This is a genomic window from Neobacillus sp. SAB-20_R2A (assembly GCF_049568635.1).
GTDB lineage: Bacteria > Bacillota > Bacilli > Bacillales > Cytobacillaceae > Neobacillus > Neobacillus citreus.
Genome location: NZ_CP145895.1, coordinates 1,782,397 through 1,799,909, shown reverse-complemented (window position 1 = coordinate 1,799,909; position 17,513 = coordinate 1,782,397). Strand labels below are relative to the sequence as shown.

The window sequence follows — 17,513 nt, the reverse complement described above, 5'->3', positions numbered from 1 at the left end:
ATGCATTAGAGGCAATATTTTTCAAAGCTTTTTTATGGAAAAAAATTTTTCTATTCTCTGTCTTTTAGACCATTTTATTAAATTCCTTGCGAAGCCTTTTAATAATTCTTTTTTCAAGTCTAGATATATAGGATTGGGAGATGCCAAGCATATCAGCAACATCCTTCTGTGTTTTTTCTTCCCCATTTGTCAGGCCGAACCTTAACTCCATGATTTGCTTTTCCCGGTCGCTAAGCTGATGCAATGCTTTGGTTAACAGTTTTCGGTCCACATTTGCTTCAAGATCCTTTGTAATGATGTCGTCATCCGTTCCCAAAACATCTGACAAAAGCAGCTCATTGCCGTCCCAATCAATATTAAGCGGCTCATCGAAGGAAACCTCTGACCTGATTTTATTATTGCGTCTAAGGTACATGAGAATTTCATTTTCGATACATCTTGAAGCGTATGTAGCCAGTTTAATTTTCTTTTCCGGGTTAAATGTATTAACGGCCTTAATTAAGCCAATTGTCCCAATGCTTATTAAGTCTTCAATGTTGATGCCGGTATTTTCAAACTTCCTGGCGATATAAACTACGAGTCTGAGATTTCGCTCGATTAATATCGATCTTGCCGCCTTATCGCCGCCAGGCAGTTTCTTTAATAACATTTCTTCTTCGTCTTTTGTTAAAGGAGGCGGCAGGGCTTCGCTTCCGCCAATATAATATATTTCATCTGTTTTTAGACCTAATTTCATTAATAGTTTATACCAATAATAGGATAAGCGAAGTCTCCATTTTTTCATGTGTATTCCTCCTTCTAAAATTTTGTTTTTCTGAGTATAGTAATATTAACTTACCTTCACTGTTTCCCCATTCTGCCTTGGCCCGGTGAGCATTTTTGGATGAACAATACACTGAAATACATCATCAGATGAAAGCTGCTGAAGTGTAAATGTTACCAGCCCCTTATCACACAAGTATTCGAAACCATTATGTTCAATCAATATTCTATCGGGTTTAACCGCAATAATGAGCTGAGAGGTTTGGCCTACTACCTGGTAAGGGATAATTCTCATTCTGCTCTGCCACTCTTCGGGGAACTCAGAATTGCCTAATACAAGTGCTTCAGGGTCCGCCGCCATTTTCTTAATTAGGTCCGACATGTTATCAAATTGATTCTTAATAGAAACAAACATGACAGGCAGCTTTGACAGAGGGTCATATAGCTGATTGCCGCTATCGACTAAGCCCTTCAAATATAAAGTTTGTTCCTCAATCACTACGGTTACAGTTACAATTTGATCGTATTGAATTTTTGTCATTTCCATGCTTTCAATATTTTTTCTTGAAAAGTGCCACGCAACAGGAAACCCGATAAGGACAAACAGCCAGCTAATCGGATCGCCAAATCCCAACACACTCGACTTTAGAACACCGACGGTAAGTTTTGGGTCATATTGGATAAAAAAATGAACACCCATTAATGCGCCGCCAATTAAAAAAGTTGACACATATAACGTCATCAATGCCTTTATAAAAAAGGACAAACGCTTATACCCAAAGGCTATTAAGACCATCACAATCGAAAATAACAGTTTGGAAAGCGGGTGGCCGGAGATGGCATTTACTGGCGTAAAAGATAATAGAATGATCAGTGAACCAATGAATCCCCCGGCAAAGATTCTCCACAGCCGAATCCTTCTTTTGAGAATAATAGCTGTTAAAAAAAGGAGAAGACTATCAAATAGCAGGTTTAGAGCCCAAATCACATCCAAATAGACAATCAAAAAACGCTTCCTCCTTCTACAAGGCCCTTTCTATTATTCTGATTATGGAAAAGTATACCTTAGATGTATGTCTGAAGTGTGTCACTTTCTGTAATCAAAAAAACAGAAATTTTCCCTATTCTATTCGGATTTTGTCACATTGAAAATAGAATAATTACTCTCTTTTACTTGTTGGTTGATTGCTGCTCCACAAGGAAGGCTTCGGCAGCATAGGCATAGGCATCGCACGACTGAAAGCATTAGCTTTTAGGAGGAAGCACTTCGCTTTCCGCAGCAATCAACCAAATGTTTTATAATAGTTGAAAATAAAAAAAGGTACAGCCTTTTTATATCAGGCCATACCTTTTTCATTTATTTAATATAAAATTTTTATCGTCTTCTGTTGCGGTTGCGCAGGAAGGTTGGGATGTCGAGTGTGTCTTCCTGGTAATTGTTATTATTGCGAACTGGCTCTTGTTGTGGAGCCTGCTGTTGTGGTGCTTCTTCGCGTTTTGGCTCTCTCTTGACGCCGCCGACTGGAGGTTTAACTTGTCCAAAAGTTGGACGTGTTACCTTTGGCTGGATGACCTCTTCCTTAAAGCCTGTAGCAATTACTGTTACGATGATCTCATCTTTAAGGTTCTCGTTGATGACAGAACCGAAGATCATATTAACTTCTTGGTCGGAAGCAGAAGCAACAATATCTGCAGCTTCTTGAACCTCATAAAGGCTTAAGTTCGTTCCGCCGGTAATGTTCATTAGGACACCTTGAGCACCGTCAATGGAAGTTTCCAATAAAGGAGAACTGATGGCTTTCTTCGCCGCCTCTGCAGCACGGTTTTCACCTGCAGATACACCGATACCCATTAAAGCAGAACCTTTATTCGACATAATCGTTTTAACATCGGCAAAGTCCAGGTTAATAAGACCAGGCACGGCAATCAAATCGGAAATACCTTGAACACCTTGGCGAAGAACATTATCCGCTTCACGGAATGCTTCAAGCATTGGAGTGCTCTTGTCCACAATTTCAAGCAGGCGGTCATTTGGAATCACAATCAGTGTATCCACTGCCTCTTTCATTGAGCCGATTCCGCCGGAGGCTTGTGTAGCCCGCTTTTTGCCTTCAAACGTAAACGGACGGGTAACTACTCCTACTGTCAAAGCTCCTAAATCACGGGCAATTTGAGCAATTACAGGTGCAGCACCAGTTCCAGTACCGCCGCCCATACCGGCTGTAACGAACACCATATCCGCACCGCGCAATGCTTCCTCAAGTTGCTCTTTGCTTTCTTCAGCGGCCTTTTTGCCCACGTCAGGGTTTGCCCCTGCCCCAAGACCACGGGTTAGCTTAGCGCCGATCTGCATTCTTACTTCTGCTTTTGAAAGATTTAACGCTTGTGCGTCTGTATTCACTGCAATAAATTCCACACCTTGCACACCATGCTCAATCATTCGGTTTACTGCATTATTACCGCCGCCGCCAACCCCGATTACCTTTATTGTGGCAAGAGAATCTAAATTTGTATCAAACTCTAACATGAAAAATCCTCCTAATTCTTCGATATCCTTTTCAATTTAGCTTATTCGAAAAAGTATCCAAGGAATTTTTTTACTCTTGAAGTCATTTTTTCTTCCGGATGCTTTTCTACTTTTGTTTTTGGCTGTTGCTGCTTCGGGGCCCTCTTTTCGACTGGCTCTGAAACTGCGGATTGCGGGCTCGCCACGCTCCCTGGTAATCTAGCATTCTTGTAAGCATACTTTATCAAGCCAACCGCTGTTGTATATTGAGGCTCTCTTACACCTATATAATCGGGACGGGCAATGCGGACGGGATTTTTAAACATATCCTGAGCAAGTTCCAGTAACCCCTGCATATTGGCTGTTCCGCCCGTTAACACGAAACCGCCTGGCAGGTCGGACACGCCCATGCGTTTTAATTCCTTTGCTATAAGCTCAAAAATCTCTTCCATTCTGGCTTCAATAATCTCTGATACATAAAGCTGATTAAATTGTTGATGCTGGTCGCTTCCGATAATCGGTACACTGAAAAATTCATCTTCAGATGCATGATCATAGAATGCATGTCCATATTTTAATTTTATATTTTCTGCATCCTCCGTGGATGTGTGCAACACTTTAGATAGATCATTCGTGAGCAAATCCCCACCTACAGGAATGACACTTGTAGCTTTTAAATAGCCTTCCTCATAAACCGCAATTGTAGTCGAGCCGCCGCCCATATCAATCATGGCGACGCCAAGATTTTTTTCATCCTTTGATAAAGCGTAATCTCCCGCTGCCAAAGGCTGAAGAATAATATCTGAAAATTGAAGTCCGGCGCGCTCAACGCAGCGAATGATATTTGCCAGAACTGAATTTGATCCGGTCACAAGTGTTCCATCCATCTCAAGGCGGACACCTATCATCCCGCGAGGGTCATTGATTTCATCTTTTCCATCCAAAATAAATTGCCTTTGGATAACCCCCATATTCACTCTCTCAGGTGGTATAGAACCAGCATAGGACGCTTCAATAACACGTGCAACGTCATCGTTCGTAATTTCCCGGTTTTGACCAGAGACTGCTACAATTCCGTGGCAGGGCTGCATCATGATATTGTGTCCCGGTATACCGACAACAACCTCATGAATTTCCATTCCAATCATTCTTTCCGCTTGTTCAATCGCCCTTTTAATAGAATGAACGGTGTCGTCCATGTCGACGATTGAGCCTTTGCGCAAGCCTTCAGAATTTACGTTGCCAACTCCAATTATATTTAACGAGCCTTTTCCTGAGTCATTGACCATTTCACCAATGATTACTTTTACACTGGATGTACCGATGTCAAGACTTACGTATATTTCATTGCTGTTCATTCTCTGGCACCTCCTTTAATTTCCCTTTTATTGAACAACAATTTATTTGTCCAAATGAATTATTCATAGTCATATCTTATAAAAATATTCGTCAAAACTAAATGATTCCCTTTAAAAATTTTCAACTTTTTTCTAATTTTTCTTTCTTTGTTGACCATTTCGTTAACAAAATTCGACGAATTACAGCAATATTTTGAAAAAGCCTTACGCCAAACGCAAAAACAGCTGCTAAATACAAGTCTACACCAAGATGAACACCGAGAAAAGCTAAACTTGCAGCAAGTATTATATTAAAAAAGAATCCAGAAACAAAGACCTTTTCATCATAAATATTTTGCAAATAGGCACGGATTCCTCCGAATAATGTGTCGAGTGCCGCTAAGACAGCAATCGACAAATAATTGGAATATTCTTCAGGAATCCGAATTTCTGTCAGCAAGCCTAGAATAATGCCAATTATTAATCCCATGACCGGAAGCCACATTAGGAACCGCTCCCCTCTTTAACCGGCTCCATATACCGGATGCGAATTGGATTCTGATAAGCTGGGACTGTTATTTCCGGATTTGGTGCATTCACATCGAGCCTTAAGTTCTCCGTAAAAAATTCGTCTCTCGCTTTGGAAACTTTCATTCGGTTATATAATTTTTCAGCCGTACTATGATCATTGACGACTACTTTTACCTCGATTGGCAGTTCCTTTATGGTATGGCCATCAATTTTGGTTTCGGTATTGATATCCCGGATAACAGTCGTATTAATAACCCTTTGGCCATCAATCGAAACAAATTTGGCTTCATACATGTTTAACTCATTTAACAGTCTTTTCAAGAGTTCCGGTGAAACAACATTCTTTGTCGTTTCCCCAAGTTGAATATTTTCCATAACAGGTTCAATCATTAAAGTAATTCCCGGGCCAGTTACTTCAGTTAAGCCCGCGTCTGTCTTTAATTCATTTAGGGTGTCACGCAGAGCCTTTTCTTTGCTTTGCTCTCTTTTAGATTTATAGGCTGATAGTTTTTCCTCATTTGATCGAATTTCATTCAATAAATTAGATTGCAGCTCCTTTTCCTTTAACAAGGCTTCTCTAAGCTGCCAAATATCCCTTGTATCCCTGTCCTCAGGCTTTTTTACCGTTTGAAATTGGACTGCAATCATAAAACCAATTATCGCAGCAATCAGCGTAAAGTTTATTTTCATTTTCCGTTTGTCCACTTTTTCCACCCAGCCTTCTTATATATACTCGTGGACACATTATTAACCGCCAAGAATAGGGTTTAAAGCAATTTCACTTTCTTTTTCTAATGTGAAAATAATATTATCGTTAACCAGCTGATCCTTTACCCCGCCGACTAAGTTAATAGATGAAGCAAGGACCTCAGGGTCTCCGATAGCTGTGATGACAAAAGGGGCTGGATGCTGCACTCCATCAACCGTTATGACAGGGCCCTCACAGTTAATATAAGAATGGCTCGTTAACCTTTGGCCATTTATCGCAACCGCAGCCGCTCCCGATATGTAAAGCTCATTGATCACCTTGAAAACATGATGTTCATGAACCAAATAACTGTTTATATTCTGTTCTTTCGGATTGTAAGCCCCATCAGTCAGAGTAATTTTTACTCCCTTTCCCGTAACCTTTACCTTACCTAAGAACATCCTGTATTTTTCTGCATCCTCGGCAAGGTTGGTAAACACCTGTGCTTCCTTTGCTAGGTTTTTTTCATTTTCTGTCACACTGGCCTGTTTTTGTCGCAGTTCCTTTTGCAGTTTTCGATTCTCCTCTTCCTGCGAAATTAACTGGTTTCGTAAGGCTAAGGTTGTTTTATATTGGTTATCAGAAAGGCTTGTCCTTTCCGATTCATGTTCCAATTGGGTTAAATGATAGGAGAATGCCATGATGAACCCCAAAACTAAACAGACAAGGGATAAGACGAGATGATTACCCTTCACCTTCATGATTTTCAACTTTATTTTCCTCCACTTCCGTATCAAAAGCCTTAAAATATGAACCTACCTCTAAATCAATAATGCCCTTTTTATTTGGGTCTAACTGGCTGATTATGGAAGGGTAGTGGACCATCTTTTCAGCAAAGCTTCTAAGTGTGGCACTTACCTCAAAACCATCATTCATAAAAAGAGTAATATGATATTTGTCGGTTTTTTTCGGAGTGTAATGAATTTCAGAAATGGAGTTCACAATTCCAACCGGAAGATTTTTTAACCCTTCAACCATTTCATCGAGGACTGGTCCTTCTTTGAATTTAACTAGAATCGGAGAATTGCTGGGAATTATATCAGTTTTTTTATTGGTTAGGATTTTTCCGTTCTCCATCACCGGAAGGTAGGCATTGTCTTGGTATAGGTAAGCCATCCTTTTATGTTCTTTTACTTGGATCATAATTGAATTCGGCCATACAACCTTAACTTCTGCACTATTAATCTCAGATAGCCGTTTCAGGTTGGCGGCTACTGTATCCTTTCTGACTTCCCAAATGTTCGTGCTGTTCGTTAGGCCGCTTGTTTTGATGATTTCAGCTTGGGAATATACCTCATTTCCTTTTATGGTAATCTTTTTTATATGGGCTAACGGTGATTGTGTATAAGCAACAGCTGCTATCATCGTAAAAAACAAAAACAATAAAAGCACAAGCCTTTTGTTTGCTTTTTTCCGCCTTTGTTCTTTTAATTTAGGAATTCGATCCTCTAGAGCAACTATTTTTCCATTTTCCATTTATAATTCCTCCACCATAAAAAGTGGTTTCCCTTTATTATTGTCCTGCTTGTCCAAAACATTGGAAGACGCTTCAAAGAAAGAGAAACAACGGCACGAAAAGTCATGCCGTCATTCATTTTCTACCGCATTTTCCCTATAATATTACCAGTAATTATATCACAATATTTGTCATTCGTAAGACATTTCTTGCTCAAAATAAGGGTAAAATTTTGGAACTAATGTAAGGAAAATACCACAGGCGGCATTGCTTATTTTCTCCCGATGATTTCAACTTCTGTTTCCATTTTTATTTGATATAAATGGTAAATCGTATCTTTAACATGCTGAATTAAGGCAAGCACATCCCCTGCCGTGGCATTGCCCGCATTGACAATAAAATTCCCATGCATTTCGGAAATCTTTGCACCGCCAATACTAAAGCCCTTAAGGCCTGCTACTTCAATTAATTTTCCGGCGTAATTAGGCAGCGGGTTCCGAAAAATACTGCCTGCACACGGAAAATTCCAAGGCTGAGTTTCCTTTCTGTAATCTTTGTTTTTTTGCATCTGGGCTACTATCGAGTTCTTTTCTCCTGCCTCGAGTTGAAATACAGCTTCGACGACGATACCCGGACGTTTATTCTGCAGAATGGAGGTCCGATAAGAAAACTCTAGCTCCTCATTAGAAAGCCACTCCATTGAACCATCCAAAAATAGGATATGGGCTTTTGTAAGAACCTTGCTGATGTCAGACCCGTGTGCTCCAGCGTTCATGTACACGGCCCCGCCTACAGAACCGGGAATTCCGCTAGCAAATTCCAGACCGGATAGACCTTTTTTGCTAATTAAGGTAGATAGACTAACAAGCGAATGTCCACCGCCAACAGTTATTTCAGTTCCATTAATCTCAAGCGAATCGATGCCATTGCCCAGTTTAAGGACAACTCCCTCAATTCCTTTATCTGACACTAAAAGGTTGGAGCCTCTGCCAATAGCCCGCCAATTTAAGTGATGGTTTCTAATAACTTCCATTACCTTTTGCAAATTTTCAACAGAAGAAGGTTCAATAAATATATCAGCGGGACCGCCGATTTTAATTGTGGTGTGATGGGCAAGAGGTTCTTTTATCTTCACTTTTCCGATATTTAATTCTTGCAATTCTTTTACAGCTTCAACCAATTTATACCACCTAACTTTCCTAACTTACATATCGTTTTAGTTTATGCCAAAAAAATAATTTGGGCTACTAATGATTACCATTATTTCATCAGATTCCTCATCACTTTGTAAAGTCTAACAGCTGAATCCGGAACACCCATTTCCCTGGATTTTTGTTTCATTTCCTTCAGGATATCTTTATTTAGCAAAATCCGATCTATTTCCTTAACAAGGACCACACTGGTTAAATCCTTTTCCAGTAATACTTGTGCAGCTCCATGACTGCTAAGTGACCTGGCATTTTTTTCTTGATGATTATTCGTTACGTACGGACTTGGGATTAAAATACTAGGTATTCCAAGCGAAGTGAGCTCTGCCAATGTGGTAGCCCCTGCTCTCGCTACCACTAAATCAGTCCCTGCCAAAACTTCGGGCATATTATGAATAAAAGGTTTGATGACGACATTTTTGGGGTTTCCAATCAATTCAGCTTCTTTTTTAACATCTTCATAATGCACTTCACCGGTTACATAAAGCACCTGATATGGTTTACCTGCAAACTCAGGGATCGCCTTAATAACCGCCTCGTTTATAGGCCTCGCCCCTCTCGACCCGCCAACTATTAGGACACAAGGCTCAGTTGTGCTCAAACCCGCAGAAAGCCGCCCCTTAATGCCATCCGTACCAATAACCTCAGATGCGCGGGGATTACCCGTAAAGACTACTTTGTCTTTAGGGAAGAACTCCTTCGCTTCATCAAAACAAATGGCAATTTTGCTGACGTAACGGCTTAAGAACTTGTTTGTTAAGCCTGGAACACTATTTTGCTCATGGATAATCGTAGGGATATGCAGTTTGGCAGCAGCATAGACAACCGGTCCGCAAACATATCCGCCTGTCCCAATCACTATGTCCGGTTTAAATTCTTTTAATATTTTTTTACTGTCTCTTACTCCTTTAAGAAACCGCCAAATCGTTTTCACATTTTCAAAGGATAGCTTTCTCTTAAAGCCTGTAATGTGGATAGACTTAAAAGAGATATTTTCCCTGGGAACAAGTTTACTCTCCAAACCATTATTTGTACCTATGTATAGAAATTCGGCTTGATCATTTTCCTTTTGGATTTCTCGAATAAGTGCAAGTGCAGGGTATATATGACCTCCTGTACCGCCGCCGCTTACCGCTATTTTCAAATTTCTCACCTCGTAAAAGTCAGCTAAACACATTCTACTATAAAAATTATATGAAAAAAGCTATCGAAAAAAGAATGTTATCTATTTGTAATGAAAAAAGAAAATTAGAAACAAACAAAAAGACCCTGTCAACCAACAGGGTACTCTTTAATATCTTGAATAGCGGCTTATATTCAGGAGCACACCGATTGCCATTAGCATAAGTGTCAAGGAAGATCCTCCATAGCTTAGGAATGGCAGGGTAATCCCCGTAACCGGCATTAGTCCTGTAACAACACCTATATTAATCATAACCTGAATCGCAACCATTGCGATTATTCCGACGGCTAGAAAACTTCCATATAAGTCAGGTGCTCCTAAGGCAATACGGATCCCGCGCCATAATAAAAGCGCAAATAAAAGAATAACGAATGATCCGCCAATAAAGCCCAGTTCCTCCGAGAGAATCGCGAAAATAAAATCGGTTTGCGGTTCTGGCAGGTAGAAAAACTTTTGCCGGCTTTCACCAAGACCAAGTCCGAACAAACCGCCAGGGCCTATGGCATAAAGAGATTGAATAATTTGAAATCCGCTTCCCAAGGGGTCTGACCACGGATCTAGAAACGACGTGATCCTTTTAATCCGATAGGGAGCAGAGGCAATTAAGCCGACAAATCCGGCTACTCCCATGAGTCCCAGAAAGGCAAAATGGCTGATGCGAGCCCCCGCGATAAAGATCATCACCACACACGTGCCCATCATGACGGTACCAGTCCCTAAATCAGGCTGAAGCATAATCATTGCAAACGCAACGAAAGCGAGGCCCAATGAAGGTACAAGTCCTTTTTTAAAGGAAGTAATCAATTTTTGCCGTTCCGAGAGATACTTTGCCAAAAAGGCAATCATCGCAAGCTTCATAAATTCTGACGGTTGAATCGAGAACGCCCCTACGCCAATCCAGCTTCGTGACCCGTTCCGAACATTTCCGATACCTGGGATTAGGACGAGAATTAATAAAACAAAGCAAACAATTAAAATAGTTTTAGACCACGTCCGCCATGTCCAGTAGTTAATATTCATAATAAAAAACATGGCCAGTATGCCTACACCCGCGAATAAGGTTTGCCGTTTTGCAAAGAAAAAGGAATCTTCGAATTTATATTCAGCCCAGATTGCACTCGCGCTGTACACCATAATCAACCCTACGGCAAGCAAGGTAAAGGTAACGATCATTAAAATAAAATCGGGAGTTGTTCTCTTTGTCGGCACCACAAACACCTCAACTACAAGTTTTAGGGCACAAAGGAAAGCTTCTTAGGACAATCGCAGAACCAAGCTGTGCTTGGTCCGAAGGCGCTTGAAGCTTTTCTTTGGACAAGTCCCCTACTTAAGTCTATGCACCGCTTCGATAAAAATGTCTCCCCTGATTTCAAAACTTTTATATTGATCCCAGCTGGCGCAGGCAGGAGATAACAAAATAACGTCACCCGGTTCCGAAAATCCGAATGCAGCAGGTACAGCCATGTCAACATTATCGACACGCTTTATGCATTTTATTCCCGCAACTTGCCCAACGCGTTCAAGCTTTGGCGCTGTCTGGCCGAATGTAACCATTGCTTTTACATTTTTAAAGTAAGGAATTAACTCATCAAACTCATTACCCCGATCCAGACCGCCTGCAAGCAGGACAATCGGACCGTCAAATGCCGAAAGTGCTTTGATTGTTGCTAACATATTCGTTGCCTTTGAATCATTATAGAATTTTCTCCCATTCACTTCAGCAACGTATTGCAATCGATGTCTGACTCCCGTAAATGTAAGAAGAACCTGTTGAATCGCATGATTTTCAACACCTGAAAGCTTGGCTGCAGCCATGGCCGATAAGATGTTTTCTAAATTATGGCGGCCCGGTAGAACAATTTTCTCAATTTCCATGACTTTTTCTTGATTAAAACAAATCCAGCCGTCCTTGATGCAGGCCCCTTCCATCAGCACTTTTTTAGTAGAGAAAGGAATGATTTTTGCTTTCGAATGGCGGGCCATTTCGAAAGTTTCTTCCTGGTCGGCATTTACAATCAAATAATCTTCTTCTGTTTGGTTTTTCGTAATGTTTGCTTTTGCCCTTTTATATTCCTCTCTAGTCCCATGATAATCCAGATGGGCATCATAGATGTTTGTAATAATAGCAATTTTTGGTTTAAAAGTATCAATCCCCATTAACTGGAAGGATGATAATTCAATAACAATGGTATTGTCTTTCCCCGCTATCTCAGCAACACCAGAAGCAACTGTCCCGATATTCCCTGCAATTAACGGCTGCTTTGCACCCTCATTCAGCATTTCATAAACGAGGGTTGTCGTAGTGGTTTTCCCATTCGTTCCGGTAATTCCGATAAGTGGGGCTTCGGAGATTTCATAGGCAAGCTCCACTTCAGTTATGACAGGAATACCTTTTTCAAGTGCGCCTTCAATCATTGGATTGGTATATGGAATTCCGGGATTTTTGACAATCAACTCAAATCCCTCATCCAGCAGTTCAACCGGATGCTCCCCGCAAATTACTTTAATCCCTTGTTCTAACAGCCCTTGAGCCTCAGGGTTTTCCGACAGTGGTTTTTTGTCATTAACTGTTACAAAGGCTCCAAGTTTATGTAAAAGAGCGGCGGCCGTTACTCCGCTTTTGGCTAACCCTAAGACAAGAATTTTTTTATGGCGATAAGATTCAATCTGCTTCAATTACAACCACACCTCGATATAGATTCCAAGAATCGCAAAAATTAGGCCGACACTCCAAAAAGTAACAACTACTCTCCATTCAGACCAGCCGACAAGCTCATAATGATGATGCAGGGGACTCATTCGGAAGATGCGCTTTCCAGTTGTTTTAAAGGAAGCAACCTGAAGAATGACTGATAATGTTTCAATCACAAATATCCCGCCAATGATCAAGAGCAATACTTCTAGCTTCGTTAGGATCGAAATGGCGGCAATGGCCCCTCCCAGCGCAAGCGAGCCTGTATCGCCCATGAAAACCTTGGCCGGATGGGCATTAAACACCAAAAAGCCAAGGACAGCTCCGACAATGGCAACAGAAAAAATCGCAACTTCCATTTGCGACTGATTCCAGGCAAGGACGGCGAACGCGCCGAACGCAATAGCGGCAGTACCGGACACCAAACCATCTAATCCGTCCGTTAAATTGACCGCATTGGAAAATCCAACTAGCCAAAAAACTATAAAAATGACAAAAAACCATCCCAAATCAAGCGACTTGTCGGTAAATGGAAGGATGATTTCGGTTGAAAACCCGTTTTGTTTGTACACCAAATAAAATATAACAGAAATAATGATTTGTCCTAAAAACTTTTGCTTGGAGGTTAATCCCAGATTTCTCTTCAGGACTACTTTTATAAAATCATCTAAAAATCCCAATAAACCAAACCCAAGCGTGACCAAAAGCAGCAAATACGTTTTAACTGTCGGTTCGGAAAATTTGCCCGTCATCACCAGTGTTGTTATGACAATTGCAAATAAAATCATGATGCCGCCCATCGTCGGTGTTCCTGATTTTTTCTGGTGTGATTTAGGTCCTTCCTCCCGGATGCTTTGTCCAAATTTCAACCTTCTTAAGAAGGGAATAAAAACTGGTGAAAGCAGCACCGATATTAGAAACGCCATGATGATTGTGAAAAATATAACTTGCTCCAGCATATTATCCCCTCCCCTCGTGTATCTTTTCTTGTTTTTCGATTATTTTTTTTAGCATTACAGCAATATCATATGACTCGTTATTTTTATTAAGAAGTTTTTTATTTGAAAATTTAAAGTTAGTTGTCTCCATTTTTGCAGTTGCTTCTCCATCCAATTTTTCAATATATCGTGTTAAAATCTGTACAATTGCATCCCCTGAATCATCTGTAAAAAAGACCGGAAAATGATTTGGAGTGTAATTTGGCAGTTTATTTCGTTTGTCCCAAAGAACCGCAATAGCACCTTGAGCAATAGCTTCAGATAGACTGCCGCTATTTTCGCTTATAGGGATAAACAGTCCCTTTGGCTGTATATCCCCCGCCATGTCAGTTACCGTATAAAAAGCAAAATCGCCTTGGACTCCTTGTTTTTCCGAAAAAACTTCAGCCAAGTCCTGATAGGTCAAAACCATTATTTTCTCTCCTCAATTGCTTCCCTAGCGACAAGCCGGTCATCAAAATCATAAACTTCACTGCCGATAATTTGATAGGTTTCGTGTCCCTTGCCGGCAATCAAAATGACATCACCTGCTGTTGCCTGTTTTACCGCTTCGCCAATGGCTTCTTTACGGTCAGGAATCACTCGATAAATATAGTTCCTGCCTTGAACCCCAGATTCCATTTCCTTTAAAATTTCAAGCGGATTCTCACTGCGTGGATTATCCGAGGTGAAAATCGGATCAGTTGCATATTGACAGGCAATTTGCGCCATCAACGGACGTTTCGTCCTGTCCCTGTCACCGCCGCATCCAACTACAACAAAGATTTTTTTCTGGGCAAAATGCTGGATTGTTTTCAAAACATTTTCCAAGCTGTCCGGTGTATGGGCATAATCGACAATCACGGTAAAATCTTGGCCTGCTTGCACAAGCTCAAACCTTCCTGCCACTCCCTTAATACTTTCAAGAGAGTGAATAATCGTCTCTATTGGAAGCTCCGATACCAGTGCGGCCGAGATACTGGCCAAAACATTATAAACGCTGAATTTGCCGATAAACTGAATGTTTACGGGATATCTACGATTGCCAAACACGACCTCAAATTCGGTGCCTGATGCGCTCATCTGGATATTTTCGGCTTGAATATCCGCTTTTGAATCGATCCCATAGGTCACAACATGGGCAGCCGTCGAACGTTTAAACATGCTTGACGCAGGGTCATCCGCATTTAACACCGCAAATTTAGCCTTTTGCTGGTTAAAGGTGTTGCCAAGCTGGGCAAATAATAGACTCTTTGCCCGTTGGTATTCATCCATTGTCTTATGATAATCGAGATGGTCTTGAGTAAGGTTGGTAAATACGGCCACGTCAAAGTCGCAGCCATGGACCCTTCCTAAATCCAAAGCATGTGAAGAGACCTCCATGACCGCTGTTTCCACCCCAGCATCCACCATTTGTTTAAAGTTTTTTTGCAGCGTTAAGCTTTCAGGTGTGGTATTTTTAGTTTCAATTAGCTTATCAGCTATTTTTGTATACATCGTGCCAATTAATCCGGTAATCCGCCCATAATCAGCAAAAATCTTTTCAATCATGTGGCTGGTTGTTGTTTTTCCGTTTGTACCTGTAATTCCAATCAAATGCAGTTTCTTTGAAGGCTGTTCGAAAAAGGTATCAGCCAGAACTGCCATCGCTCTTGTTGTATCATTCACAACGATAACAGGAACATCAAGCTTAAGCGGACGTTCCGCGAGAATAGCAGCAGCACCGCTCGCTGCGGCCGATTCAGCAAAATCGTGACCGTCCACGGTATAGCCTTTAATACAAATAAATAAGCTCCCGTTTTGCACCTTGCGGTTGTCATTTTCTATTGAAGTGATTTCCCTGTCTTCTCCTTCATAGGGAATTATCAGATGCAAACTCTCAAGCAGCTTTTTCAGCTTCATGGTCATCTCAAATCCTCTCATTACCTTACCTCTGCTTTTGCCAATGCCCCTTTAGAAGAGACTAGTGGGCGAAAGTTTCACTTTATTTTACATGAAAATAAATTTTTTTGCCATTTTGTTCTTTGCATCGGCAAAAACTAGAGGTGAGAAATGCTTTAAGATTTTTAATTAATCACCACTGCCGAAGTATAGTCTAATTTTTGACCCTTCCTTTACTTTCGTTCCTGGTGCAGGAGATTGTCTCACAACAACATCACCTTCGCCGCTTGCATCAACTCGAAGGTTCAAGATTTGTTCCATAAGCTCAATTTTTGACATGCCGACAAAATCAGGCAGTTCGATTGGTGCAGTATCAGGCCATTTAATTTCTTTTTCAATTTGATCCTTTCTTGGTTCTACCCCCATCGCACTCAAGCTATCCTTCATTATATTCCCTACAATCGGAGCACTTACGGTACCGCCAAATGCGGTTACGCCTTTCGGGTTATCAACCGCCACATAAACGACAATTTGCGGGTCATCCGCGGGAGCAAAGCCAATAAACGAGACGATAAAGTTATTTTCTAAGTATCGGCCGCCCTGGGCTTTTTGGGCTGTCCCAGTTTTGCCGCCAATCCGATATGAATCAACAAATGCTTTACCTCCAGTACCTTGGGCAACAACACTTTCAAGAGCATGGCGAATTTCCTTGGATGTGTCCTCAGAAATAACCCTGCGCTTTTCAACTGGAGTATTTCTCATTACGATTTCTTTAGTTACAGGATCGATTAATTCCTTTGCAATAAAAGGTTTATATAAGATCCCGCCGTTTACGGCAGCAGACACTGCAGTAACCTGCTGGATTGGCGTAACAGATACCCCTTGTCCGAAAGCAGTTGTTGCCAATTCAACCGGGCCGACGCGGTTCATATTAAATAGAATCCCGGTTCCTTCCCCCTGTAAATCAATCCCTGTCTTTTGGCCAAAGCCAAAATCCTTTACATATTGGAAAAGCTTTTCCTTTCCCAGCCTTTGACCAAGCTCCACGAATCCGGGGTTGCAGGAATTCTGCACCACTTCTAAGAAGGTTTGATCTCCATGTCCGCCTCGTTTCCAGCATTTCAACCTGGCACCGGCTACCTGAACTGAGCCGGAATCATGGAAATGTTCTTTCTCTAAGTCTACCTTTCCCTCATTCAATGCCGCTGCCAGCGTAATAATTTTAAAAGTCGACCCCGGCTCATACGTCATCCAGACAGGTAAATTCCGGTTGTAAACCTCCTGCGGAACGTTGCGAAAATTTGCCGGGTCAAAGGATGGCCTGCTTGACATCGCTAAAATCTCACCGCTGTTCGGGTTCATCGCAATGGCAATAAGTCCATCAGGGTTGTACTTAGCTTCAGCAATATCCAGCTCTCTTTCGACAATCGTCTGAACCTTTGTGTCAATCGTTAATTTTAGGTCAAGACCATTTACGGGCTTCTCATAATCATCCGCCATATCATTCATTCGTTCGCCTTTGGCATTTGCATAAAATTTAACAGAGCCTCTTTCCCCGCTCAGCTCTTTATCATAATATTTTTCAAGACCCATCAATCCCTGGTTGTCCACTCCTGCAAAGCCTAGAACATGGGCTAAATAGCTGCCATAAGGATAATGTCGTTTAGAATCTTCTCCAATGTAGACACCTTCAAGACCTAAAGCCCGGATCTCCTTTGCTTTTTCATGGGAGATCTTTCGCCCTTCCTTTATCCGAACAATTCTCTCTTTTTGTGTTATCTCGCGATAGGCTGTTTCTTTAGGCATATTTAAGACTGAGGCCAGTTTTTCAGCTGTTGCCGCCGGGTCTTTAACCTGTCTTGGGACAACCCAGACAGTTGGGGCACTCATATTAGTCGCTAACGGAACACCATTGCGGTCAACAATTTCGCCTCGCTGGGGCTCAAATGGAATATTCCGGCTCCAAGAATCCTTTGCACGTCCAGTCAACATGTCTCCTAGATAAAATTGTACATAACCTAGCCTGACATCAATAATCAAAAAGATCAGAATTCCGATGATTAGTGCAAGTAATAACCGTTTACGGACCGTTACATTTGAAACGCGCATATTTGAACAATGCCTCCTACTCCTTTACGTTATCGTTCATTTATATGCTTGTACTTCCTTGATTAGAACGGGTCCAAACGGTTCAAACCGCGGAAAAGAGGCTGTCCGAGCACAGCCTCTTCC

Annotated in this window: 16 protein-coding genes; all 16 read right to left on the bottom strand. The window is 41.4% G+C overall.

All coding sequences use genetic code 11. The features are described 5' to 3' along the window. Nucleotides 1-64: 64 nt before the first annotated feature. The gene (sigE, locus tag V5M37_RS09005) at nucleotides 65-784 is read right to left on the bottom strand and encodes an RNA polymerase sporulation sigma factor SigE (protein WP_213116408.1); all 720 of its coding nucleotides are present in this window, start codon (nucleotides 782-784) and stop codon (nucleotides 65-67) included. A gap of 45 nt (nucleotides 785-829) precedes the next feature. After that, nucleotides 830-1,768, bottom strand: a complete 939-nt coding sequence (gene spoIIGA / locus V5M37_RS09000) for a sigma-E processing peptidase SpoIIGA (protein WP_423801642.1) — start codon at nucleotides 1,766-1,768, stop codon at nucleotides 830-832. A gap of 369 nt (nucleotides 1,769-2,137) precedes the next feature. Further along, a complete protein-coding gene (ftsZ, locus tag V5M37_RS08995) occupies nucleotides 2,138-3,289 on the bottom strand; it encodes a cell division protein FtsZ (RefSeq protein WP_423801641.1) in 1,152 nt (383 codons plus the stop codon). A gap of 41 nt (nucleotides 3,290-3,330) precedes the next feature. Then, nucleotides 3,331-4,626 (bottom strand): cell division protein FtsA, encoded by a 1,296-nt coding sequence (gene ftsA, locus V5M37_RS08990; protein WP_213140833.1) that lies wholly within the window; start codon nucleotides 4,624-4,626, stop codon nucleotides 3,331-3,333. A gap of 121 nt (nucleotides 4,627-4,747) precedes the next feature. After that, the gene (locus tag V5M37_RS08985; protein ID WP_213116413.1) at nucleotides 4,748-5,110 is read right to left on the bottom strand and encodes a small basic family protein; all 363 of its coding nucleotides are present in this window, start codon (nucleotides 5,108-5,110) and stop codon (nucleotides 4,748-4,750) included. After that, nucleotides 5,110-5,841: a DUF881 domain-containing protein gene (locus V5M37_RS08980; protein WP_423801640.1), complete on the bottom strand. Its 732-nt coding sequence runs from the start codon at nucleotides 5,839-5,841 to the stop codon at nucleotides 5,110-5,112. The genes V5M37_RS08985 and V5M37_RS08980 overlap by 1 nt, the downstream gene beginning before the upstream one ends. Nucleotides 5,842-5,883: 42 nt before the next feature. Continuing rightward, nucleotides 5,884-6,585 carry a DUF881 domain-containing protein gene (locus V5M37_RS08975; protein ID WP_213141307.1) on the bottom strand — a complete coding sequence of 234 codons (702 nt, stop codon included), beginning with the start codon at nucleotides 6,583-6,585 and terminating at the stop codon, nucleotides 5,884-5,886. Next, nucleotides 6,569-7,360 (bottom strand): cell division protein FtsQ/DivIB, encoded by a 792-nt coding sequence (locus V5M37_RS08970; RefSeq protein WP_423801639.1) that lies wholly within the window; start codon nucleotides 7,358-7,360, stop codon nucleotides 6,569-6,571. The genes V5M37_RS08975 and V5M37_RS08970 overlap by 17 nt, the downstream gene beginning before the upstream one ends. Before the next feature lie 251 nt (nucleotides 7,361-7,611). Next, a complete protein-coding gene (gene murB / locus V5M37_RS08965) occupies nucleotides 7,612-8,520 on the bottom strand; it encodes a UDP-N-acetylmuramate dehydrogenase (protein WP_423801638.1) in 909 nt (302 codons plus the stop codon). Between the two features lie 80 nt (nucleotides 8,521-8,600). Next, entirely contained in the window at nucleotides 8,601-9,692 is a 1,092-nt protein-coding gene (gene murG, locus V5M37_RS08960) for an undecaprenyldiphospho-muramoylpentapeptide beta-N-acetylglucosaminyltransferase (RefSeq protein WP_423801637.1), read from the bottom strand. 147 nt (nucleotides 9,693-9,839) lie between these two features. After that, nucleotides 9,840-10,904, bottom strand: a complete 1,065-nt coding sequence (spoVE, locus tag V5M37_RS08955) for a stage V sporulation protein E (protein WP_378581848.1) — start codon at nucleotides 10,902-10,904, stop codon at nucleotides 9,840-9,842. 150 nt (nucleotides 10,905-11,054) lie between these two features. Further along, a complete protein-coding gene (gene murD, locus V5M37_RS08950) occupies nucleotides 11,055-12,407 on the bottom strand; it encodes a UDP-N-acetylmuramoyl-L-alanine--D-glutamate ligase (RefSeq protein WP_423801636.1) in 1,353 nt (450 codons plus the stop codon). Further along, complete coding sequence (gene mraY / locus V5M37_RS08945) at nucleotides 12,408-13,382, bottom strand: phospho-N-acetylmuramoyl-pentapeptide-transferase (protein WP_213116420.1); 975 nt, start codon at nucleotides 13,380-13,382, stop codon at nucleotides 12,408-12,410. Between the two features lies 1 nt (nucleotide 13,383). Further along, nucleotides 13,384-13,833, bottom strand: a complete 450-nt coding sequence (locus tag V5M37_RS08940; RefSeq protein WP_423801635.1) for a hypothetical protein — start codon at nucleotides 13,831-13,833, stop codon at nucleotides 13,384-13,386. Next, entirely contained in the window at nucleotides 13,833-15,302 is a 1,470-nt protein-coding gene (locus tag V5M37_RS08935) for a UDP-N-acetylmuramoyl-L-alanyl-D-glutamate--2,6-diaminopimelate ligase (RefSeq protein WP_423802592.1), read from the bottom strand. The genes V5M37_RS08940 and V5M37_RS08935 overlap by 1 nt, the downstream gene beginning before the upstream one ends. Before the next feature lie 168 nt (nucleotides 15,303-15,470). After that, on the bottom strand, nucleotides 15,471-17,390 hold the full coding sequence (locus V5M37_RS08930) for a stage V sporulation protein D (protein ID WP_423801634.1): 1,920 nt from the start codon (nucleotides 17,388-17,390) through the stop codon (nucleotides 15,471-15,473). Nucleotides 17,391-17,513 lie beyond the last annotated feature (123 nt).

Excerpts from the sequence above, each read along its gene's own strand:
- sigE (WP_213116408.1), bottom strand. The coding sequence starts at position 784 with ATGAAAAAATGGAGACTTCGCTTATCCTATTATTGGTATAAACTATTA.
- ftsZ (WP_423801641.1), bottom strand. The coding sequence starts at position 3,289 with ATGTTAGAGTTTGATACAAATTTAGATTCTCTTGCCACAATAAAGGTA.
- ftsA (WP_213140833.1), bottom strand. The coding sequence starts at position 4,626 with ATGAACAGCAATGAAATATACGTAAGTCTTGACATCGGTACATCCAGT.
- V5M37_RS08985 (WP_213116413.1), bottom strand. The coding sequence starts at position 5,110 with ATGTGGCTTCCGGTCATGGGATTAATAATTGGCATTATTCTAGGCTTG.
- V5M37_RS08975 (WP_213141307.1), bottom strand. The coding sequence starts at position 6,585 with ATGAAGGTGAAGGGTAATCATCTCGTCTTATCCCTTGTCTGTTTAGTT.
- V5M37_RS08970 (WP_423801639.1), bottom strand. The coding sequence starts at position 7,360 with ATGGAAAATGGAAAAATAGTTGCTCTAGAGGATCGAATTCCTAAATTA.
- spoVE (WP_378581848.1), bottom strand. The coding sequence starts at position 10,904 with ATGATCGTTACCTTTACCTTGCTTGCCGTAGGGTTGATTATGGTGTAC.
- mraY (WP_213116420.1), bottom strand. The coding sequence starts at position 13,382 with ATGCTGGAGCAAGTTATATTTTTCACAATCATCATGGCGTTTCTAATA.
- V5M37_RS08940 (WP_423801635.1), bottom strand. The coding sequence starts at position 13,833 with ATGGTTTTGACCTATCAGGACTTGGCTGAAGTTTTTTCGGAAAAACAA.
- V5M37_RS08935 (WP_423802592.1), bottom strand. The coding sequence starts at position 15,302 with ATGAAGCTGAAAAAGCTGCTTGAGAGTTTGCATCTGATAATTCCCTAT.
- V5M37_RS08930 (WP_423801634.1), bottom strand. The coding sequence starts at position 17,390 with ATGCGCGTTTCAAATGTAACGGTCCGTAAACGGTTATTACTTGCACTA.